Below are 19,362 nucleotides of genomic sequence, written 5' to 3' on the forward strand. Positions count from 1 at the left end.
CGCAAGACTCACCCGTCGGCCAACTTCTCGAGCTCCTCGAGTGCGGTGTCGAGATGCGTGAGCATGCGCTGCAGCGACGGCACGCTACGCCGATCTCCGACGAGTCCGAAGTTGACGTTGTCGGCGTTGGTCGCGAGCGTGATGTTGAGCGCCTGCCCGTCCAGCACGATCGACGCCGGGTAGACACCGTCGAGTTTCGCACCGTTCCAGTACATCTCGGTCTTCGGACCGGGCACGTTCGAGATGATCACGTTGAACGGAGGCGGCGTGTTGCGCACGAAGCCCGGCACCGGTGTGAGCAGCAGCGGGGCCATCACGGCCGCGCCGTAGCTGAGCGCCTGCAGTGGAGACAGGGTGCGCATCATCGCCTTCGACTCGTTCATCGACGAGACGACGGCGGCGAGTCGGCGTTCCGGATCGGGTTGATCGGTACCGAGGTTGCAGAGCACCGTGGTGACGGCGTTACCGCCGTCCGCGTCCGCGCCGGCCTCCCGCATGGATACCGGCACCATCGCGATCAGCGGCTGGTCGGGCAGTGCGTTGCGGTCGATGAGATAGGACCGCAGCGCCCCGGAACACATCGTCAGCACCACGTCGTTCAACGTGACCCCCAGCGCTGCCGCGATGTCCTTCATCCGCGACTTGGACCACTGCTGCGAGGCGAAGCGGCGTGCCCCGCCGATCGGCACGTTGAGCATCGTCCGCGGCGCGGTCAGAGGCAACACCATCTCGTTGCCGCGCAGCTTGTTCAGACCGATCCGGGCCGCGGCGGGTCCGACCCCGGCGAGCTCACCGGCCGCCTTGACGCCCGTGGACAGCAGCGACAGGACGCCACCGTCGTCGACCTTCGCGACCTCGGTGCTCTTCTTCTTCGGCCGCTCGAACAGCGCCGGGTCCCAGATCGGGCCGCAGTCACGGGCCTCGGGATCGGTGGTCAGGGTGCGCTCGAACAACTTGAGCGCCGAGACACCGTCGACCAGCGAGTGGTGGATCTTGCTGTAGAGCGCGACGCGGCCGTCGGCCAGGCCCTCGATGATGTGCAGCTCCCACATCGGGCGATGCCGATCGAGCGGCGCACTGTGCTCGGCGGAGATGTAGCGCAGCAGCTCGCGGATGCGGCCCGGCCGCGGCAGCATGATGCGCCGGACGTGATGCTCGAAGTCGAGCTCCTCGTCGTAGATCCAGCGCACGGTGCCCATGAAGTTCACCGGCGGAGCCGGCCGCTTGCGGAACAGTTTGTAGACGTCGGTGGCGGCCTGGAACGTCTCGTAGAGCTGCATCCCGAAGTCGTCGCCGGCGTCCTCCGGGGGCACGAACAGCTGCAGTCCCCCGACGTGCATGGGGTGCTCGCGCGTCTCGGCCAGTAGGAACATCGACTCTGTGACCGGCATGAAGGGCATGGGGGCGGACCTCTCTCGAACTGCGGAACCGCGTGGTCACGGTGCGGCTCACCTGCAGGTTCACTGTGCTACCCGGAAGTAACGAACCCACAACTATTGCGACAACGTGGGGTCACGGTGTGACCCCGGCAACAACTATTCCTCGAGAAGTGTTTCGTTTCGGCCCTATCGTGCGATTCCCAGTACGAGCAAGGAAGTGGAGGGCCACCCATGAGCATCGCCTCGGCCGAGATGACCGCACCGTCGTCGCTGACACGCACGTCCGCCAGTCGCCGGGTGCGACGCGCCCTCGGCGTCGGCACCGCCGTGGACCGCCAGGAGTTCGAGGGCGGCAGCATGCAGTCCAAGCTTCTCGCCGCGTACCTGCGCCGCACGGTCCGTCCCTTCCTGGGCGTGTGGGCCCGGACCCACAGCCTGCCGTGGCCCATGTCGATGGTCGACCAGGCCGGCCGACTCCTCCCACCCGTGGGTGACACCACCGTCGCGCCCGTGCGGCTCGACGAGTGCCGGGCCGAGTGGGTCCGCACGGACAGCCCGCGTCGTGTCGGTGCCGACGGCAGGTCCGAGCGACCGACCCGCCGCGCGGACCGCGATCGCGTGATCCTGTATCTCCACGGCGGCGCGTTCGTGGTGTGCGGCCTCAACAGCCACCGCCGGCTCGTCTCGCGCATCGCCCAGTCCACCGGTGCCGACGTGCTGTCGGTCGACTACCGGATGATGCCGCGCAACCCCATCTCGCACGCGGTGGAGGACGGGGTCGACGGCTTCCGCTACCTGCTCGACGCGGGGTACCTGCCCGAACAGATCTTCATCGCCGGTGACTCCGCCGGCGGTTACCTGGCCTTCATGGTGGCGCTCGCCCTGCAGAGCCAGGGTCTGCCGCCCGCGGGCGGCATCATCGCCCTGTCTCCGCTCACCGATCTCGATCCGACGCGGAAGATGTTGCATCCCAACGCGTCCCTGTGCTCGGTCTTCCCCAAGGGCGCCGTGCCGGCGCTCACCGAGCTGGCGGACGAGGTCGAGGCCCGCATCGTCGTTGACGGCAAGCGTGGTCCCCGCGTCTGTCCCGTCGACGCGGACCTGTCCGCCCTCCCGCCGGTCCTGATCCAGGTCGGATCCACCGAGATGGTCTACGCCGACTCGGAACTGATGGCGGAGCGCCTGGCTGACGCCGGAATCGAGTGCCGTCTCCAGGTGTGGCAGGACCAGGTGCACGTGTTCCACGCCGCGGACTTCGTTCCCGAGTCGGCGCGGGCGATCTCGGAGATCGCCGTCTTCGTCGACGAGCAGGTCCGCCGCGGCACAGTTCCCCTGGCCGGCACCGGGACATGATCACGACACCGACCCAAACCGCCCTGTAGGTGTGGACGGTCGGTTACATTCACGCCATGGCTGTCAGCGGAAACAGAGAAGTCGAGATCGAGGCACCACCGGCCGACGTGCTCGCGGTCATCGCGGACCTCGAGGGTCTGCCGGCCTGGTCGTCGATCCACAAGAAGGTCTCGGTGCGCGAGCGTGACGATCAGGGTCGTCCCGTCCTCGCCGAGATGACCGTCGCCGTCATGGGATTCACCGACGAGCAGGTGCTGCGCTTCACGTGGTCCGACATGTCGGTGGCGTGGGACGTCGTCGAGAGCACCCAGCAGAAGTCGCAGCACGCGGAGTACCGCCTCAGCGAGACCGACAAGGGCACCCACCTCGAGTTCGAGATCACGCTCGACCCGAAGATCCCCGTGCCGGGATTCATCGTCAAGCGCGGGACCAAGTCCGTCCTCGAGACGGCGACCGACGGACTGCGCCAGCAGGTCGTCGGCTGACGTCGCGGCGTCGGCGTCAGCCGCGCGCGGCCAGCACCGCTTCGTATAGCGCACGCTTGGACACGTCCGCCGCCGTCGTGGTGGCCACCCGTGCGCACGCGTCCTTGAGGCCGAGTCCGGCGGACACGAGATCCTCCACCTCCGCGACGAGGTCGGCGGGATCCGCACTGACGGGCTCGGCTCCGGCCAGGACCACCGTGATCTCGCCGCGCACGCCGTCGGCGGCCCACGCGGCCAACTCCCCCAGCGTCCCTCGCTTCACTTCCTCGTAGGTCTTGGTCAATTCCCGGCACACCGCGGCGCGCCGATCGGGGCCGAGTACCTCGGACGCGTCGGCGAGGCAGTCCGCGATGCGGTGCGGGGCCTCGAAGAACACGACGGCGCGGCTCTCCGTCGTCAGCGTGCGCATCCACGCCTGCCGGGGACCACGCTTGCGAGGGGCGAATCCGTCGAAGCAAAAGCGCTCCACCGGCAACCCCGACAGGGCCAGTGCGGTGGTCACGGCGGACGGCCCGGGCAGGCAGGTCACGCCGATCCCCGCCTCTGCGCACGCGGCCACCAGTCGGTAACCCGGGTCGCTCACGGAGGGCATACCGGCGTCGGTGACCAGCAGGACCCGCCGCCCCTCGCGCATCTCGGCGAGCAGCAGGGGAACCCGATCGACCTCGACCTGGTCGTAGAAACTGACGACGCGACCGGTGATCTGCACCCCGAGTGCCGTGGCCAAGGTCTTCGTGCGACGCGTGTCCTCCGCCGCGACGACATCGGCCGTGGCCAGTGCGTCGCGCAGTCGGGGCGACGCGTCTGCGGGGTCCCCCATCGGTGTCGCACCGAGTACCAGCACGCGTCGTCCTCATCTCGCTCGTCGGTCACGACCGCGGTCGCCGTCGGCATCTAGCCTACGATCGAATCGTGACCCTCGTGACCGCGCGTATCCCCACCGGTCGCGACGGTTCCGACGAGTACCTCACCTCGCCGCGCCCGGCTCTCCCGCCCGCAGTGTTCGGGCCCACCGACCGCATGCGCGGATGGATCGTCACCGCGGTCCTCACGGTCCTCGCGGCCGTCACCCGCTTCACGATGCTCGGCTATCCGACCGACGCCGGCACCCCGGTGTTCGACGAGAAGCACTACGCCCCGCAGGGGTACCAGGTGCTCACCGGCGGCGGCGTCGAGGACAACCCGGCCTACGGCCTCGTCGTCCACCCGCCCGTCGGCAAGCAGCTGATCGCCGTCGGCGAGGCACTGTTCGGCTACACCGGATGGGGTTGGCGGCTGTCGTCGGCCGTCTTCGGTGTGATCCTCGTTCTCCTCGTCGTCCGCATCGTGCGCCGCATGACGCGCTCGACGCTGCTGGGCGCGATCGCCGGGATCCTCATGATCGTGGACGGCGTCACGTTCGTGACGTCCCGAGTCGGCATGCTCGACATCTTCATGGTGGTGTTCGTCGTCGCCGCGTTCGGCGCTCTGGTCCGCGACCGGGACGACGTCCGGGAGCGGTTGCACCGGGTCGCCGTCGAGGGCCGCATGGAGATGACCACGTGGGGCCCGCGTCTCGGCGTCCGCTGGTGGCGGTTCGGCGGCGGACTCCTGCTCGGTCTGGCGTGCGGAACGAAGTGGTCGGGTATCTACTTCGTCGCGTTCTTCGGACTGCTCAGCGTCGCCTTCGACGTCGCGGCGCGTCGCCAGTACGGGGTCACCCGGCCGTGGGTCGGCACCGCCGTGCGCGACGTCGGACCCGCGCTGTACGCGCTGGTGGCGATTCCGCTCGTCGTCTATCTGGCCACCTACGCCGGCTGGTTCGCGAGTGAGACCGGCGTCGACCGGAACGCCGTGGGCACCGACATCGGGACGGGCGGACCGTTCTCGTTCGTGCCCGCCGCTCTGCGCTCGCTCTGGTATTACAGCGGCAACGTCCTCGACTTCCACGCCGGCCTGACCAACTCGGCCGGTAACCGCCACCCGTGGGAGTCCAAGCCGTGGACGTGGCCGATGGGTCTGCGGCCGATGCTCTACTACTTCGCCGACGGGCAGCAGATCACCGGTTGTTCGACGGGCGGCAACTGCGTCAAGGCCGTCATGCTCATCGGCACGCCTGCTCTGTGGTGGGTCGCGTTCCCGATGCTCGGCTGGGCGCTGTGGAGCACCGTGGCCCGCCGCGACTGGCGCTACGCCGCCGTGCTCGTCGGCTACGGCGCCGGCATCCTGCCGTGGTTCCTCACCCTCGACCGTCAGATGTACTTCTTCTACGCCGCGGCGCTCGCGCCCTTCCTCGTCATGGGCGTCACCCTGGTCCTCGGCGACATCCTCGGGCGAGGACTCCGCGGTGGGCAGGGTCGCGAGCGCCGCACGCTCGGTCTGCTGCTGGTCTCGCTGTACGTCGCCGTGGTGATCGCCAACTTCGTGTGGCTCTGGCCGATCCTCACGGGTCTGCCCATCAGTCAGGAGACGTGGCAGCAGCAGCTCTGGTTGCCGAGCTGGCGCTGACCGCTCAGAGCTCGGTGCGCCCGGCCTTCGTCAGCCGGAGACGTCGACGACGTTGCGTGAGCACCAGTGGATCGTGCGACAGGTCGCGGTAGAGCGACACCGACAGCCCGATCATGACCAGCACGAACGGCGCCGCGGCGATGATTGTCATGGTCTGCAAGCCGTTGAGCGCGTCCGCGCCGCCCGTCCACAGGATGATCGCGGCGGTGCCACCGGTGATGGCTCCCCAGAACACGACGACCCAGCGGCTGGGCTCGAGGGTTCCGCGCTGACTGAGGGTGCCCATGACCATGGACGCCGCGTCGGCACCGGAGACGAAGAAGACGGCCACGAGAATCATCACGACGACCGTGGACAGTCCGAAGAGCGGCAGGTTCTCGAGCATGCCGAACAGCTGAGACTCGCTGCTGCCGCGCGCGGCCAGGTCGATGCCGTCGCGCTGTTCGCCGATACCGGCTCCGCCGAAGATCGAGAACCACACCAGGCTCACGGCACTCGGGATCACGATGACACCGATGATGAACTCACGAACGGTGCGGCCACGGCTGATGCGGGCGAGGAACATGCCGACGAAGGGGGTCCAGGAGACCCACCAGGCCCAGTAGAAGATCGTCCACGACGACAGCCACGACGCGGTCTCCGGATCGGACGACGCCGCCGAGCGAGCCGACATGTGGAACAGCTGGCTCGCGTAGTCGCCGATGGTGGTGGGAATCAGGTTGAGGATCAACACCGTCGGGCCAAGCACGAACACGAAGAGTGCGAGGACGAGTGCCAGCACCATGTTGATGTTGGACAGCCACTGGATGCCCTTGGCGACGCCGGAGACCGCGGACGCGACGAAGGCGAGGGTCAACAGCGCGACGATGGCGACGAGCAGGAGCGTGCCGGCCTCACCGAGCCAGCCGATGACCTCGACACCCGAACCGATCTGCAGCGCACCGAGTCCGAGGGAGGCGGCGGTACCGAACAGCGTCGCGAAGATGGCGAGGATGTCGATGACCTTGCCGATCGGGCCCTCGGCGCGGCGACCGAGGAGCGGGAGGAAGGCGGAGCTGATGATGAGCTGACGACGGCCGCGGCGGTAGGTGCTGTACGCGACGGCGAGACCCATGACGGCGTAGATGGACCACGGATGCAGGCTCCAGTGGAACATCGTGGTGGCCATGGCCGTTCCGACACTGCTGTCGGTGCCGGGCGGCGGCGTGACGAAGTGCGTCAGCGGCTCGGAGACGCCGTAGAACATCAACCCGATGCCCATACCGGCGCTGAACATCATGGCGATCCAGCTGACGGTCTTGAACTCCGGCTTCTCCCCGTCCTTGCCGAGCGGGATACGTCCGTACTTCGACATCGCCAGGTAGATGCAGAAGAGCACGAAACCGGTGGCGGAGATGATGAACAGCCAGCCCATGTTGGTGACGAGCCAGTCCAGCATCGAGGACGTCACGTTCTCGAGGCTCGTCGGTCCGGCCAGTCCCCAGACGATGATGCCCGTGACGACGGCTGCCGCGACGCCGAACACCACGGGGTCGAGGGTGGCGCGCCGCGGCGCCGGTTCCTGCGACCCGGGGTCCTGCGCATCGGGGTGCGCGGAGGTGGGCAGCACGGCAGATGCCGCGGACGACGGAACGTCCGCGGCATCATCGCGTGGGGTGTCAGCCGGTCCTGTGTCCGTGTCCATACGCGATGTCATGAGACGTCACGTTGCTCGCCTCGACGCCCCGGTGCAAGTTCACAGACTGTTTTCGCAGGTCAGGACGATACGCGTGCACGTGACTTCGGACGGCGGAATGCGCGGTCGACACTGTACGTGCCCGAGCCGACTGCCGCGAGGAGAAGCGCTCCGGCGCCGAGTGCGACGACCAGTTCCCAGCCGCCCTCGCCGACGAACACGCCCTTGTCGAGGTGCACGAAGACGAGCGCGCCGACCATGTCGACGACCAGCAGCAGAGCCGCGACGGACGTCAGCACGCCCAGGATCAGAGCGGCTCCACCGATGAGCTCGACGAAGGTGGCGAAGTACGCCGACACCTGCGGGGCCGGAATGCCCATGCCCTCGAAGCCGGCGATGGTGGCATCGAGCCCGTTGGTACGCAGTTTCTGCCACCCGTGGGCGACGAACACGACGCCCAGGGCGATGCGCGCGACGAGTGCGGCGATGTCTCGAACGACGACAGGTGTCTTCACAGTGATCCTCTGATGGGTCGGGGTGGATTCGGGATCACGATGACACACTTTAGGTTGAAGCGTCAACCTAAGTGGTGTCAGGAGTCCGTGAGCGCCGTCCGGACGTAGCGCAGAGCCACCTCGTCGTCGATGCCGGCGCGACGCGCCGCGCGGACGTACTCCGTGGCCGCGAGTTGCACTGCCCCGGCCGAAGGATCGCCGCCGGCCGCCACGAAGGTGCCCGACCGCCCCCGGGTCTCGATCACGCCGTCCTTCTCGAGTTCGCGGTACGCCTTCGCCACCGTGTTGGGAGCGAGGTCCAGCGTCGCCGCGAGAGCTCGCACCGTCGGCAGTTTCGATCCCGCGATGAGCTGCCCCGACCGCACCGCGGCCACGATCTGCGACCGCACCTGGTCGAACGGCGCCGTCCCCGACGCACCGTCGATCGTGAACCTCATCGGTCCCACTCCCGCCATACTTGCTCCATGTCCGTCACGATCTATCACAACCCCCGGTGCTCGACGTCCCGCAACGTACTCGCGGCCATCCGCGACGCGGGGGTGGAGCCGACCATCGTGCCCTACCTGACCACCCCGCCGGACGAGGCGACGTTGCGAGCCCTCATCTCCGATGCCGGCCTCACCCCGCGCACCGCTGTACGCAAGCGCGAGACACTGTACAAGGAACTCGATCTCGCGAATGCCGACGACGAGACGGTCCTGCGCGCCATGCTGACGCATCCGGTACTCATCGAGCGGCCCTTCGTGGTCGGCGAGAAGGGCACCGTCCTGGCGCGCCCGGCGGCCACGGTGAGCACGGTCCTCTGACCGGCCGGACATCAGCGGGAAGGCCGGAGGCCGGCCGGACATCAGCGGGAAGGCCGGAGGTCAGACGGGATCGCGGGCGACGGGGCAGGACATGCAGCGGGGTCCGCCGCGGCCCGACCCCAGTTCCGATCCCGAGATGCGCAGCACCTCGATGCCCGACGCCTCGAGGCGCGCGTTCGTCTCGACGTTGCGTTCGTACGCGACGACGACGCCGGGAGCCAGTGCGAGCGTGTTGTTCCCGTCGTCCCACTGCTCACGTTCGGCGGTGACGTTGTCGAGTCCGGTGTCGATGACCCGCAGTTTGCCGATACCCATGGCGTCGGCCGCGGCGTCGAGGAACGGGCCCGCGCCGGTGATGGTCACACCGGTGTCCTCGCGGCGAATCGTGAACGCGGACAGCGTGTCCTGGATGATCGGGTACATCACCACCGCGTCGGTGTCGACCATCGTGCACACGGTGTCCAGGTGCATCGACGCCCGTTCCTGCGCGATGGGCACCACGAGCACGGTGTGCGCGAGGTCGTCGTCGAAGAGGCTGCGCGCGAGCGCTTCGGCACCGGCGGGCGTGGTGCGTTCACCGACTCCCACGGCGACGACGCCGGGCGCCATCAGCAGCACGTCGCCGCCCTCCACCGGCGCGGTGTGCGACTCGTAGGCCCGGCGCACACCGAGGAATCGTGGATGGAAGGCGTAGATCAGATCCGTCAGCGACGTCTCCCGAGCGCGGGCCCGCAGCGCCAGCGACGTGATCGCGACGCGTTGCTGGATCCAGAACGACGAGTCGCGGGTGAACAGCAGGTTCGGGAGCGGCTCGATGACGAAGTCGCCGCCGTGGTGCATGCGCCGGACCAGCGAGACACCCGAGTCGTCCGCTACCGGCAGTTCGTCGAAGGTCATGCCCGCCATCAGCACGGTCGCCAGTTCGGGTGCGGGCAGGCCGCGGAGGTAGGTCGCCAGGTCCCGGGCGAGCACGTGTCCGAGCCGCCGGGGTTCCACCGCGGCGGCGACACCCTGCACGCGTGCGGCACCGCTGAGGGCCAGGGTCTCGGTCAGCAGATCACCGAGCAGGAGGACCTCGACACCGCGTCCTCGCAGCAGGTCGGCGAAGGCGTCGTGCTCGTCGCGAGCGCGGTCCACCCACGGCAGCCCGTCGAACAGCAGCTGATCGTTGTTGCGGGGGGTGAGTCGGCGCAGCTCGTCGCCAGGGCGGTGCAGCATGACCGTCCGGAGCGTTCCCACCTCGGAATCCGCTCCCAGCGGAGCCGTCGCGTCCATGCCAGAACGGTAGTGCGTGAGCGCCGACTCGGCACGCGCTCCGCCGCGACACGCGCGTGAGGTCAGCGCAGCAGTCGGGAGAAGTAGTCGTTGGCCGCCTGCATGGTCATCTCGTAGGGGCGCGCGAACTTGCGCGACACCCAGTACCCCACCCGGATGTCGTTGCTCGAGTATACGAGGAAGTGCCGCTTCGCCATCCCGGTCAGGATCTTCTCCGCGACCACCTCGGGCGACACGGCGTGGGCCTCGAAGCGTGCGGTCAGCTTTCTCACGCGTGGGTCGTCGCGATCCACGCCGGCGATGTCCACCGTCTCGACGAGCGGTGTCCGCACCGCCCCGGGGACCACGAGCGAGACGTCGATGCCGTGCCGGGCGAGGTCGTAGCGCAACACCTCGGACATGCCGCGCACGCCGAACTTGCTGGCGCTGTACGCCGCGTGCCACGGATACGCGAGCAGGCCGGCCGACGACGACACGTTGACCAGGTACCCACCGCGACCCGCCGCGATCATCGGGGGAACGAAGCACTGGGTGACGTGGATCGGGCCCATCAGGTTGATGTCGATCAGCGCCTTCCACGTCTCGTGGGCCATGTTCTCGACGGTGCCCCACGCGGAGATCCCGGCCACGTTCATGACGACGTCGACGCTCCCCACCTCGGCGTGCACGGCGTCCGCGAACGAGGCGACGGCGTCGTGGTCGGAGACGTCGAACGCACGCGAGGCGACGACGCTGCCGCCGTTCTCGGCGATGGTGGCGGCCGTGGCCGCCAGTCCCGCCTCCGCGATGTCCGTGACGACCAGCCGCGCCCCACGCCGCGCGGCCTCGATCGCCGTGGCGCGACCGATGCCGCTGGCGGCGCCGGTGACCAGCACGATCGCCCCGCGCAGGTCGGTCCACGACCGTCGCGGACGTCTCCCTCTCAGCCTGCTCTGCACCATCGCGTCGCACTCCCCCTCGCCGGCCTGCTGTGGTGCCCGACACTACCGGTCGAGTGTGCGCGCTCCGACTTGTCAGAGGCCCGACGACCGGCGCAGAATCTGCCACCATGGCGTTGATCTCGAAGGGCTTCGTGGGCCGCCGGCGCGGCGACGACGGTCGGACTCCCCCCGGCCAGTACCTGACCAACGATTTCCCGGTTCTCGCCATCGGGCCCGCGCCCGTGGTCGCGACCGACACGTGGTCGTTCTCCATCACGTCCGAGACCGGTGAGACCCGGACCTGGACGTGGGACGAGGTGGCCGCGCTGCCGCACGAGACCCCGACGGTCGACATCCACTGCGTCACCAAGTGGTCGAAGCTCGACACCAACTGGAACGGCGTGAGTCTCGACGTGCTGCTGGACGGTCTCGACACCGAGGCCGGATACGTCGTCGTGCATGGCTTCGACGGATACACCACCAATCTGCCCCTCGAGGACCTGCGAGACGGGAAGGCCTGGCTGGTCACCGAGTTCGACGGAGAGCCGCTCGCACGCGAACACGGCGGTCCCGCACGGCTTCTCGTGCCGCACCTATATTTCTGGAAGTCGGCGAAGTGGGTCTCGCGCATCGAGCTCACCGAGGAGAACGAACAGGGATTCTGGGAGCGCGGCGGCTATCACGACTACGGCGACCCGTGGCGCGAGCAGCGATACCAAGGCGACTGACGTGACCACCGGAGCCACCGCCGGGGTCGGGGCCCGGCCCTGGCTCGTCGCGAGGGTGCTCGAGGTGCGGCGCGAGACACCGACCGCCTCGACGCTGGTGCTCGACGTCGACGGCTGGCCGGGACATCTCGCCGGACAGCACGTGGACGTGAAGCTGACCGCCGAGGACGGGTACAGCGCGCAGCGCAGCTACTCCCTCGCCTCCGCACCGGACGGCACGTCGCGCATCGAGATCGCCGTGCAGAACGTCTCCGACGGCGAGGTGTCCCCCTACCTCGTCGGCGCCGTCGAGGTGGGCGACCGGTTCGAGATCCGCGGACCCGTCGGCCGGTGGTTCGTCTGGCGGCCGTCGGCACCCACCGAGACCCCGTCGCCGCCAGTCCTGCTGGTGGGCGGCGGCTCGGGCATCGTTCCGCTCCGCGCGATGGTCCGCGCGCAGGCCGCGGCGGGATCGAGCGGCGGCCGGGTGCCGTTCCGCGTGCTCTACTCGGTCCGTGAACCGGCAGAGGTGTACTTCGCCGACGAGTGGGCGCATCCGCCCGCGGGAGTCGACGTCACCACGCTCTACACGCGGCGCGCTCCCACCGGCTCCCGCAGGCCGCTCGGCCGCATCACGATCGAGGATCTCGACGCGCACGGGTGGCCCGCCGAGTTCGAGCCGCGGTGCTACATCTGCGGGCCCACGAGCTTCGTCGACACGGTCGCGGACATGCTGGTCGAGCGAGGACATGCACCGGCGAACATCCGCACGGAGCGCTTCGGACCCAGCTGACAACCGTCCCCGCCCGGCCGAGTTCAGAGGCGGGTGGTCATCTCGTCCTGGTAGTCGCGGACAGTGCGTTCGATGCGTGCGGCATCGTCGGCGTCACCGCGTTTCCGAGCGTCGTCCGCGCGTGACTGCAGCACGCGGATGGCCTTGCGCAGCTCGTTGTCGGACATGCGGCGGTCGGTGCGTTCGCGCGTGGCGATGTCTTCCATGGGTCTCTCCCGACGTCACTCGTGCGGTCGACACACGATGCCGTGTGTCTCACGTCACAGTGTGCGCCGGGGGAGCGCCGAACGCTAGTGGTTGCTGGAGACGCCGGTGTCGCTGGTGGCGTCGGCACCCGAGCGATCGCGTACGAAGCTGGAGAGGCTTCGCGAGGCGAACTCGCGGAAGTACGGGAGCTTCGCCGGAGGCACGAGCGAGGGCAGGATGGTGTGCCAGACCTGCTCCATGCGCACGGCGGCACCGTCGAGGCGCGCAGTGCCCTCGGCGACCATCAGCACGCCACTGAGCATCTCCGAGACCAGGCAGGACGCGGTCTCGGCGTCCAGCGAGTCGATGACGTCACCGTGCTCGATGGCACGCTCGAAGAGGTGCGAGAAGATGTTCTGCCACGTACCGAAGACGCTCCCCCGCGTGGGGTCCGGTGCGTCCACCTCGAGCTGCAGGCGGTACATGATGCGCACCAGGTTGTCGGTATTGGCAAGGTCGAGAACGGAATACGTGATCCCGATGACGGATTCCAGTGCAGGAGAACGGCTGTCGACCATTCCGGTGCAGGCGGCCGCGACACGCTCACGACCCTCGTCGACGAGCGCGCGCGCCAGCTCTTCCTTGGACGCGAAGTGGAAGTACAGCGCGCCCTTGGTCACACCCGACTCCGCCGAGACCTGGCTCAGGGTCGCCGTGGCGTGGCCGACCCGCAGGAACAGATCGGCGGCAGCCCGCAGGGCCGCGGACCGCGTTGCCTCTGCACGTAATTGCCTGACCATTGTTACTCCCCACTAGTCACGCGCGTTCGGACCGGTGCTCCGAACCGCCGGTGTGAATCCCGTGTCACACCCTTCTACTGCGCGTGATCATGATAGGCACAGGTTGGACTCGAACACCGCCACAGAAATGCACTCGAGACAAAATCACAATGACGACCAGCGCTCGAGCGAGTCCAGGCACCGCTCCGACTGCTTCTACTCGTCGGTAGGTTCTTTATCTCGACGAGAGCCGACTTCTCGTCCGCCGGCACCGGACGTCGGCGCACGTCATTGCAGCGAGACGGCGACGAAGATCTCGACGTTCCCATCGGCTGAGAGGCACTCGAACTCCACCCCGCCGGCGCGCACGATCGAGCCGTCGGCGATGGCCTCCTCGGCCTGCGCCCACGCGTCCTCCGCCCGGTCGGGCAGAGTCATCGACGGCGTGAAGACCGCGAACGCTCCCGACGGAACCGTGACGAAGACGTCGCCGATCGGCACGTCGTCGACGTTCCCACGAGGTACGCCGACGACGACGTTGCAGACACCACGCTGATCCGGGACGTAGACGGTGTAGACGTCGGCGTCCTCCGGTTCACGTTCGCGGATACGTTCACGCAGGAACACGACGAGATCGCTGGCGCTGCCCTCGGGTCCGGGATCGACACCGGGCACGACCAGTCCGCCGAACACCATGCTCGGACGTGCCACGAGACGGAACGTCATCCCGCACCGCCGACGCCCCGCGAGCCGGGCGTCGCGACCGGAACGTACATCTCGATCTTGTACGCGTGGGGATACACCTCGAACTCACCGGTGAAGGCGCGAGTGAAGGACCCCATCTCCTCCGCGTGGGTGATCTCGTTCCACAGCGTCGTCAGGACCTGCGGAAAATTGCCGACTGCTGAGAATTTCGCATAGCGACCCGCCGGCACACGCGCCACGATGTGCCCGCGGCGCACGTCACCGTCCGCGACGCGGTACCCGACGATCTGCGTGCTGTAGGACCCGATCGCGGGAACGAAGTCGGTGTAGACCGACCCGAGCGGTTCACCGATGTCCTGGTTCAGGATTCCGGACCACGCACGTTCGAGATTGGTGTCGTAGAGAGAGCCCAACGCCCGTTTCGGGCTGCGCACAGGAAGACCCGCAACCCACGTTTCCGCGAGGTCGACGAATTCGATGGTCATGACGGGCTCCCGTGCAACGGCTTCGATGTCCGCGTGGTGGTCACTGACATTCCGGCGGACCGGCACTCGCGACCCCGCCCGGAGAAGTGCCCACCCGCCGAATACCACGACGCGCCCTCACCATACAGTGCCGCGTCAGGGGAGAACGGATACCCCGTGAGATCCGTCCATTCCTGCCGAGGCCGGCAACGCCTCCACGGGCGGCGGTGCATCGGATCGCCACTGCACCACGGCGGCTCCCGTCAGAATTGCTGCACCACCTGCGATTTGAGTGAGAGACACTGTCTCGCCGAGCAGGAGCCACGCCGCAACCACCGCGCACAGCACCTCGACCAGCGCGATCACCGATGCGGTCGATGCCCCGAGAGCGCGGGACGCCATGATCCCGAAAACGTACGCGACGGCTGCGGAGACCAGGGCGAGCACTGCGACGGCAGTCCACCACGGCCACGCCCGGCCGTCGAGAGCGACGTCGTTCGTCGACACCTGCAACGGAACCATTCCCAGCATTCCGGCGACGCCGACCACAATGGCGCCCACCGCCAGTCCGGCGGCCGAGAGAACCAACGGATCGACGGCGTCACCCTGTTTCGCGGACACCACGAAGTAGAACGCGAGACACACGGCGGCGGACAGTCCCCAGAGCACGCCGACAGGATCGAACACGGCGCCGTCGAACACGTCGAGCACGACCAGCGCACCGCCGAGCGCGAGTGCGACACCCGCCATCGTCGTCGGGCGGGGGCGCCGCCGGGTGGTGATCCAGATCCAGCCGATCACCAGGACCGGCCCGAGGTACTCGAGCATGAGTGCGACACCCACCGAGAGGTGTTGGATCGCATTGAAGAAGCAGACCTGGGCTCCTGCCACCGCGACGACGCCGTACGCGACGACGGTGACGGGAGCCGAGAGCACCCCGCGGAGTGCGCCGCGGCGCAGCAGGACGACGACGGGCAGGAGGATCACCGCACCGCCCACGATGCGAGCGAGCACCGCGGACTCGGGCGACCACCCGGTGTCGGTGAGCGCCTTCGCGAACGGGCCCGACATTCCGAACGCGATCGCGGAGGTCACGGCGAACGCGACACCGGAACGGGAGGACACCATGAGCGGCCCTTTCGAGGATCCGGCCACACCGCCGGGTACGTCGCCCGTCATGTCATGACCGTAACTGTAGATTGGTCATGACACTAGAGACCCGGAAGGTCAGGAGTCAAATGCTTTTTGCTCATGACACACGCACCGCCCTCGTCTGGGCGGCGGCGCTGATCAACACCGCCGCGAACGGCGAGGACCACCTCCCTGACGTGAGCACCCTGTCGTCGATGCTCGACGAGCACGAGTGGACGGGGCGCCGCGACGGCACACAGGAGGAACTCGACGCCGTGCGGGCCCTGCGCCCGGCCTGGCGGGCGCTGTGGGAGACGGGCGAACCCGACGCCGTCGTACCCGTCGTCAACGCGATGCTGGCCGCATCCGACGCCCGGCCGTACCTCACCCGCCACGGCGACTGGGGCTGGCACATGCACGTCAGTGACGACGACGCGCCCCTCGCCGATCGCATGACGGCCGAGACCGCCGTCGCCCTCGCCGACATGGTGCGGTCGGACGAGCTCGAGCGGCTCCGCCTGTGCGACGCACCGGACTGCGACGCGGTGCTCGTCGACCTCTCCCGCAACCGATCGAGGCGGTACTGCGACACCGGAAACTGCGGCAACCGCGCCAACGTCGCCGCGTACCGGGCCCGCAAGAAGATCTGACGACGGCCGGTCCCGGTGAACCGATATTCGCACAATTTCTGATGATCCGGATTCACTCCGTGGTCACCGGACCAGCCACTCGGAGCTGCCCCACAGGATAACGGTGGTTCGCTCCATCTGTTGTCGCGCAACATCATACGACTCATCAGTGGCTTTGACGCCACCTGCAGCCGGGGTTACCGTCGGTGATCGCGGCGGCCCGCCGGGCCGCACGCCTCATCGCTTCTCCTCGTCTCGGGAGCCACACCATGTCGATCTCGACGTCCCTCGACGGGCGGGTGCAGAGCCACACCCGCGCGCATCTGTCCGAGTCTCGTGCACGCGTGGCCTCCATGCTGGGCGACATCGTCGAGGACCGCTCGCTCGGAGCCAGACTGTGGTCGACCGACGACGTCGAGTACCTCAACTGCGGCGGGTACGGGACCCTCCTGCTCGGCGCCCGGCATCCCCGCGTCGTCGACGCGGTGATCGCCCAGCTCGGACGCCATCCCGTCTCCACCCGCACCCTGCTCGAACCTCGGGTGGCCGAGGCCGCGGCGGCACTGGCGGCCCGCCTGCCGGACCCGCTGTCGAAGGTCTACTTCGGTGCCTCCGGAACCGAGGCCACCGAAGCCGCCGTCAAGATGGCCTGCAGCGCCGGCCACCATCGCCTGATCGGGGCGAGCCGCGGCTACCACGGCAAGACCCTCGGCGCGCTCGCCCTCACGGCGAATCCGTCGTACCAGAACCCGTTCCGTCGACTGTTCACCGCGGCGACCACAGTTCCGTACGGCGACGTCCAGGCACTGTCGGACGCACTCGGCGACGACGCCTCCGACGCCTGCGTGGTCCTCGAACCCGTGCAGGGTGAGGGCGGGGTCGTGCTCCCGCCCCGCAACTACCTCGCGGTCGCCTCGGCACTGTGCCGTGAACGCGGAGCCCTCCTCGTGATCGACGAGATCATGACCGGGCTCGGACGCACCGGCCTGATGTGGGAGAGCGAGCGGGACGCCGTCGATGCCGACATCGTCCTCGTGGGAAAGAGTCTGGGCGGCGGCGTGATTCCCGTGTCGGCCGCCGTCGCGACACCGCGCGCCTTCCGTGCCTTCGACATCGACTTCGGCATCCACACGTCGACCTTCTCCGGTGCGCCGCTGGGGATGGCGGCCGCGTGCGCCGCGCTCGAGGTCATCGACGACGAGAAGCTGGTGGCGCGATCCGCACGGACGGGCGGACGACTGCTCGACGAGTTGCGCATACTCACAGCGGATCTCGGGACCGTGGAGGTCCGCGGTCGAGGGTTGCTCATCGGGCTGGACTTCGGCGACGCCGGCACCGCCGGCCGCTTCCTGCTCGCGCTGCTCGACCGGCGCGTCGTGGCCAACCACTCCCTGAACGCCAGTCCAGTCGTGCGTTTCACTCCCCCGGCCACGATGACCGAGGCTGATGTCGACTGGATGCTCACCGCCGTCGGCGACGCACTGCGCGAGACGTTCTCGAAAGGACACCGATGACGATTCTGCTGACCGGAGCCTCCGGCGTCGTCGGACTGCCGACGCTCCGCGCCCTCACCGAGGACCACGACGTCGTCGTGCTGGAAGGTCGACGGGCCGTGCAGCACTCGGGGATCACTGTCCGCGGCGACCTCCGCGCGCCACACCTCGGACTCGACGACCGGACGTGGTCCGCCCTCACCCGCGACGTGGACACCGTCGTGCACTGCGCCGGCGTCGTGGACTTCGGGATCGACGACGCGTCCACCCGGGCCGTCAACGTCGACGGAGTCCGCCACATCGTGGAGCTCTGCCGGGACGCGTCGGCACGCCTGGTGCACGTCAGCACCGCCTTCGTCGGCCAACCCGTGATCCCGGACGTCACCGGCGGACTCGCCACCATGCACCCCGGTGCGTACATCGCCAGCAAGAGGGACGGCGAGGATCTCGTGCGGAGCAGCGGCCTCGACTGGACCATCGTCCGCCCGTCCATCGTGTGCGGCGATTCCGAGACCGGTGAGATCTCCGAGTTGCAGGGGCTGCACACCCTCGTGCGCGCCTTCCTGCGCGGGACGTTGCCGGTCGTCCTGTGCGAGGACGCGCTGCAGTACGACTTCGTGCCGTGCGACGTCGTCGCACGGTCGATCGCGACGGTGGTGAACCACCCGCGGCAGTACGACCGCGAGCACGTGTGGGTCACCAGCGGGGCCGCGGCACTGGACATCGACTCGCTCGTCGCCGTGCTGGTCGACGAGGCCACCCGCCTCGGGATCGCGGTGGACGCGCCTCGCCGGCTGCACCCGGACGTGTTCCAGCGCCTGTGGAAGCCGGCCTTCTTCGACCTGCTCGACCCCGCGTCGCAGACGAAGTTCGCCAATCTCCTCGCCTCCGTCGCGAACCTGTTCAACACCAGCCCGTTTCCCACGTCGCTCGGGTCCGGACCCCTCCCTCCCGCGCAGACGGCGGGCAGCATCGAACGCTCCGCCCGCCTCACCGCCCGACATCTGGTGGAGCGCTCCCCCGGCGCCTATCCCGTCCTGCAGTCCGCCTGACCGTCGATTCCATTCGAGGAGTTCTCATGTCCCCCAGCATCATCAGTGTGATCGCCACCCTCACCGGCGTCACTCCGGACGACGTGTTCGATCGGGTCAGCGACTTCGCCTCCTTCGGCGATCACGTACCCATGGTCGACCGCATCACCGTGACGGATCCCGAGTCGCGGGACGCGGCCGGGTACGTTCGATCGTCGTCGTGGTCGACCCACTTCCGCGGCGGTCTGCTGCAGTGGGTCGAGACGGACACCGTCGACGTGCCCGGCCGCACCGTCACCTTCGAGCAGTCGAGCGGCGACCTGGGATCGTTCGACGGCCGGTGGGCGGTGCGGGAGACCGGCGACGGCGCCGTCGAGATGGCCTTCGACGCCGCCGTCGACATCGGCATCCCGTCGATGGCCGACATGCTCAATCCGGTCGCCGCACAGGAACTGGCCACCGGCGTGCACCAGATCGTCGACGGGCTCTTCGGCTCGGGCGTCGTCTCCGTCGAGACCGGGTCGCGGCTCACTCAGCGCTGACGGACCG

General features: G+C 68.5%; 22 protein-coding genes. 10 read left to right on the forward strand and 12 right to left on the reverse strand.

Features of this window, described 5'->3' with window-relative positions; translation table 11 throughout:
• Positions 1 to 8: 8 nt before the first annotated feature.
• Positions 9 to 1,400 carry a wax ester/triacylglycerol synthase family O-acyltransferase gene (locus QE397_RS13605; RefSeq protein WP_056447074.1) on the reverse strand — a complete coding sequence of 464 codons (1,392 nt, stop codon included), beginning with the start codon at positions 1,398 to 1,400 and terminating at the stop codon, positions 9 to 11.
• A gap of 336 nt (positions 1,401 to 1,736) precedes the next feature.
• Here QE397_RS13605 and QE397_RS13610 point away from each other — a divergent pair, with 336 nt between their 5' ends.
• Positions 1,737 to 2,732 carry an alpha/beta hydrolase gene (locus tag QE397_RS13610; protein WP_155956926.1) on the forward strand — a complete coding sequence of 332 codons (996 nt, stop codon included), beginning with the start codon at positions 1,737 to 1,739 and terminating at the stop codon, positions 2,730 to 2,732.
• A 56-nt stretch (positions 2,733 to 2,788) separates the two neighbouring features.
• Positions 2,789 to 3,217, forward strand: a complete 429-nt coding sequence (locus QE397_RS13615) for an SRPBCC family protein (protein ID WP_027504095.1) — start codon at positions 2,789 to 2,791, stop codon at positions 3,215 to 3,217.
• Between the two features lie 16 nt (positions 3,218 to 3,233).
• Here QE397_RS13615 and rsmI read toward each other — a convergent pair whose 3' ends face one another.
• Entirely contained in the window at positions 3,234 to 4,061 is an 828-nt protein-coding gene (rsmI, locus tag QE397_RS13620) for a 16S rRNA (cytidine(1402)-2'-O)-methyltransferase (protein WP_307095321.1), read from the reverse strand.
• Between the two features lie 176 nt (positions 4,062 to 4,237).
• Here rsmI and QE397_RS13625 point away from each other — a divergent pair, with 176 nt between their 5' ends.
• The gene (locus QE397_RS13625; protein WP_222629038.1) at positions 4,238 to 5,704 is read left to right on the forward strand and encodes a dolichyl-phosphate-mannose--protein mannosyltransferase; all 1,467 of its coding nucleotides are present in this window, start codon (positions 4,238 to 4,240) and stop codon (positions 5,702 to 5,704) included.
• A 4-nt stretch (positions 5,705 to 5,708) separates the two neighbouring features.
• Here QE397_RS13625 and QE397_RS13630 read toward each other — a convergent pair whose 3' ends face one another.
• The 3 genes from QE397_RS13630 to QE397_RS13640 form a co-directional block, all read right to left on the reverse strand.
• On the reverse strand, positions 5,709 to 7,388 hold the full coding sequence (locus QE397_RS13630) for a BCCT family transporter (protein ID WP_373425235.1): 1,680 nt from the start codon (positions 7,386 to 7,388) through the stop codon (positions 5,709 to 5,711).
• Between the two features lie 71 nt (positions 7,389 to 7,459).
• A complete protein-coding gene (locus QE397_RS13635) occupies positions 7,460 to 7,894 on the reverse strand; it encodes a DoxX family protein (RefSeq protein ID WP_307095323.1) in 435 nt (144 codons plus the stop codon).
• Between the two features lie 77 nt (positions 7,895 to 7,971).
• Complete coding sequence (locus QE397_RS13640; RefSeq protein ID WP_027504099.1) at positions 7,972 to 8,331, reverse strand: GntR family transcriptional regulator; 360 nt, start codon at positions 8,329 to 8,331, stop codon at positions 7,972 to 7,974.
• A gap of 27 nt (positions 8,332 to 8,358) precedes the next feature.
• Between QE397_RS13640 and arsC the strand changes: the two genes are divergently transcribed.
• A complete protein-coding gene (gene arsC, locus QE397_RS13645) occupies positions 8,359 to 8,700 on the forward strand; it encodes an arsenate reductase (glutaredoxin) (protein WP_027504100.1) in 342 nt (113 codons plus the stop codon).
• Between the two features lie 60 nt (positions 8,701 to 8,760).
• Here the strand turns inward: arsC and arcA are convergent, their stop codons facing one another.
• Together arcA and QE397_RS13655 are read right to left on the reverse strand one after the other, a co-directional pair.
• Positions 8,761 to 9,975, reverse strand: a complete 1,215-nt coding sequence (gene arcA / locus QE397_RS13650) for an arginine deiminase (RefSeq protein WP_027504489.1) — start codon at positions 9,973 to 9,975, stop codon at positions 8,761 to 8,763.
• A 62-nt stretch (positions 9,976 to 10,037) separates the two neighbouring features.
• Positions 10,038 to 10,916, reverse strand: coding sequence for an SDR family oxidoreductase (locus tag QE397_RS13655; protein WP_081821041.1), 879 nt, complete (start codon positions 10,914 to 10,916; stop codon positions 10,038 to 10,040).
• Between the two features lie 107 nt (positions 10,917 to 11,023).
• Between QE397_RS13655 and QE397_RS13660 the strand changes: the two genes are divergently transcribed.
• Both QE397_RS13660 and QE397_RS13665 read left to right on the forward strand, forming a co-directional pair.
• Positions 11,024 to 11,623: a sulfite oxidase-like oxidoreductase gene (locus tag QE397_RS13660; protein ID WP_056447072.1), complete on the forward strand. Its 600-nt coding sequence runs from the start codon at positions 11,024 to 11,026 to the stop codon at positions 11,621 to 11,623.
• A 1-nt stretch (position 11,624) separates the two neighbouring features.
• The gene (locus QE397_RS13665) at positions 11,625 to 12,395 is read left to right on the forward strand and encodes a ferredoxin reductase (protein ID WP_056447069.1); all 771 of its coding nucleotides are present in this window, start codon (positions 11,625 to 11,627) and stop codon (positions 12,393 to 12,395) included.
• Between the two features lie 23 nt (positions 12,396 to 12,418).
• Here QE397_RS13665 and QE397_RS13670 read toward each other — a convergent pair whose 3' ends face one another.
• The 5 genes from QE397_RS13670 to QE397_RS13690 all read right to left on the reverse strand — a co-directional run bounded on the left by QE397_RS13670 (position 12,419) and on the right by QE397_RS13690 (position 15,708).
• Positions 12,419 to 12,601 (reverse strand): hypothetical protein, encoded by a 183-nt coding sequence (locus QE397_RS13670; protein ID WP_056447066.1) that lies wholly within the window; start codon positions 12,599 to 12,601, stop codon positions 12,419 to 12,421.
• An 84-nt stretch (positions 12,602 to 12,685) separates the two neighbouring features.
• Positions 12,686 to 13,381 (reverse strand): TetR/AcrR family transcriptional regulator, encoded by a 696-nt coding sequence (locus QE397_RS13675; protein WP_051612955.1) that lies wholly within the window; start codon positions 13,379 to 13,381, stop codon positions 12,686 to 12,688.
• A 267-nt stretch (positions 13,382 to 13,648) separates the two neighbouring features.
• Positions 13,649 to 14,086 (reverse strand): effector binding domain-containing protein, encoded by a 438-nt coding sequence (locus tag QE397_RS13680; protein WP_027504103.1) that lies wholly within the window; start codon positions 14,084 to 14,086, stop codon positions 13,649 to 13,651.
• Positions 14,083 to 14,550, reverse strand: a complete 468-nt coding sequence (locus QE397_RS13685) for an effector binding domain-containing protein (RefSeq protein ID WP_222646166.1) — start codon at positions 14,548 to 14,550, stop codon at positions 14,083 to 14,085. The genes QE397_RS13680 and QE397_RS13685 overlap by 4 nt, the downstream gene beginning before the upstream one ends.
• 135 nt (positions 14,551 to 14,685) lie before the next feature.
• Complete coding sequence (locus tag QE397_RS13690; RefSeq protein ID WP_081821042.1) at positions 14,686 to 15,708, reverse strand: DMT family transporter; 1,023 nt, start codon at positions 15,706 to 15,708, stop codon at positions 14,686 to 14,688.
• Positions 15,709 to 15,767: 59 nt separating this feature from the next.
• On the opposite strand from QE397_RS13690, the gene QE397_RS13695 reads away from it, so the two are divergent.
• From QE397_RS13695 to QE397_RS13710, 4 genes are all read left to right on the forward strand, one after another.
• On the forward strand, positions 15,768 to 16,310 hold the full coding sequence (locus QE397_RS13695) for a CGNR zinc finger domain-containing protein (RefSeq protein WP_027504105.1): 543 nt from the start codon (positions 15,768 to 15,770) through the stop codon (positions 16,308 to 16,310).
• A gap of 248 nt (positions 16,311 to 16,558) precedes the next feature.
• Positions 16,559 to 17,803 carry an aspartate aminotransferase family protein gene (locus QE397_RS13700; protein ID WP_307095328.1) on the forward strand — a complete coding sequence of 415 codons (1,245 nt, stop codon included), beginning with the start codon at positions 16,559 to 16,561 and terminating at the stop codon, positions 17,801 to 17,803.
• Positions 17,800 to 18,834, forward strand: a complete 1,035-nt coding sequence (locus tag QE397_RS13705; RefSeq protein WP_307095330.1) for an SDR family oxidoreductase — start codon at positions 17,800 to 17,802, stop codon at positions 18,832 to 18,834. The genes QE397_RS13700 and QE397_RS13705 overlap by 4 nt, the downstream gene beginning before the upstream one ends.
• A 26-nt stretch (positions 18,835 to 18,860) precedes the next feature.
• Positions 18,861 to 19,355 carry a type II toxin-antitoxin system RatA family toxin gene (locus QE397_RS13710; RefSeq protein WP_051612957.1) on the forward strand — a complete coding sequence of 165 codons (495 nt, stop codon included), beginning with the start codon at positions 18,861 to 18,863 and terminating at the stop codon, positions 19,353 to 19,355.
• Positions 19,356 to 19,362 lie beyond the last annotated feature (7 nt).

This window comes from Rhodococcus sp. SORGH_AS_0301, from assembly GCF_030818285.1.
GTDB lineage: Bacteria > Actinomycetota > Actinomycetes > Mycobacteriales > Mycobacteriaceae > Rhodococcoides.

What these genes read in the sequence shown, in the direction of transcription:
- QE397_RS13710 (WP_051612957.1), top strand. Translation starts at nt 18,861, where the DNA reads ATGTCCCCCAGCATCATCAGTGTGATCGCCACCCTCACCGGCGTCACT.
- QE397_RS13685 (WP_222646166.1), bottom strand. Translation starts at nt 14,550, where the DNA reads ATGACCATCGAATTCGTCGACCTCGCGGAAACGTGGGTTGCGGGTCTT.
- QE397_RS13655 (WP_081821041.1), bottom strand. Translation starts at nt 10,916, where the DNA reads ATGGTGCAGAGCAGGCTGAGAGGGAGACGTCCGCGACGGTCGTGGACC.
- QE397_RS13615 (WP_027504095.1), top strand. Translation starts at nt 2,789, where the DNA reads ATGGCTGTCAGCGGAAACAGAGAAGTCGAGATCGAGGCACCACCGGCC.
- QE397_RS13695 (WP_027504105.1), top strand. Translation starts at nt 15,768, where the DNA reads ATGCTTTTTGCTCATGACACACGCACCGCCCTCGTCTGGGCGGCGGCG.
- QE397_RS13675 (WP_051612955.1), bottom strand. Translation starts at nt 13,381, where the DNA reads ATGGTCAGGCAATTACGTGCAGAGGCAACGCGGTCCGCGGCCCTGCGG.
- QE397_RS13700 (WP_307095328.1), top strand. Translation starts at nt 16,559, where the DNA reads ATGTCGATCTCGACGTCCCTCGACGGGCGGGTGCAGAGCCACACCCGC.
- QE397_RS13690 (WP_081821042.1), bottom strand. Translation starts at nt 15,708, where the DNA reads ATGACGGGCGACGTACCCGGCGGTGTGGCCGGATCCTCGAAAGGGCCG.
- QE397_RS13640 (WP_027504099.1), bottom strand. Translation starts at nt 8,331, where the DNA reads ATGAGGTTCACGATCGACGGTGCGTCGGGGACGGCGCCGTTCGACCAG.
- QE397_RS13605 (WP_056447074.1), bottom strand. Translation starts at nt 1,400, where the DNA reads ATGCCCTTCATGCCGGTCACAGAGTCGATGTTCCTACTGGCCGAGACG.
- QE397_RS13660 (WP_056447072.1), top strand. Translation starts at nt 11,024, where the DNA reads ATGGCGTTGATCTCGAAGGGCTTCGTGGGCCGCCGGCGCGGCGACGAC.
- QE397_RS13670 (WP_056447066.1), bottom strand. Translation starts at nt 12,601, where the DNA reads ATGGAAGACATCGCCACGCGCGAACGCACCGACCGCCGCATGTCCGAC.
- QE397_RS13630 (WP_373425235.1), bottom strand. Translation starts at nt 7,388, where the DNA reads ATGGACACGGACACAGGACCGGCTGACACCCCACGCGATGATGCCGCG.
- QE397_RS13680 (WP_027504103.1), bottom strand. Translation starts at nt 14,086, where the DNA reads ATGACGTTCCGTCTCGTGGCACGTCCGAGCATGGTGTTCGGCGGACTG.
- QE397_RS13610 (WP_155956926.1), top strand. Translation starts at nt 1,737, where the DNA reads ATGCAGTCCAAGCTTCTCGCCGCGTACCTGCGCCGCACGGTCCGTCCC.
- QE397_RS13705 (WP_307095330.1), top strand. Translation starts at nt 17,800, where the DNA reads ATGACGATTCTGCTGACCGGAGCCTCCGGCGTCGTCGGACTGCCGACG.
- arsC (WP_027504100.1), top strand. Translation starts at nt 8,359, where the DNA reads ATGTCCGTCACGATCTATCACAACCCCCGGTGCTCGACGTCCCGCAAC.
- QE397_RS13625 (WP_222629038.1), top strand. Translation starts at nt 4,238, where the DNA reads ATGCGCGGATGGATCGTCACCGCGGTCCTCACGGTCCTCGCGGCCGTC.
- arcA (WP_027504489.1), bottom strand. Translation starts at nt 9,975, where the DNA reads ATGGACGCGACGGCTCCGCTGGGAGCGGATTCCGAGGTGGGAACGCTC.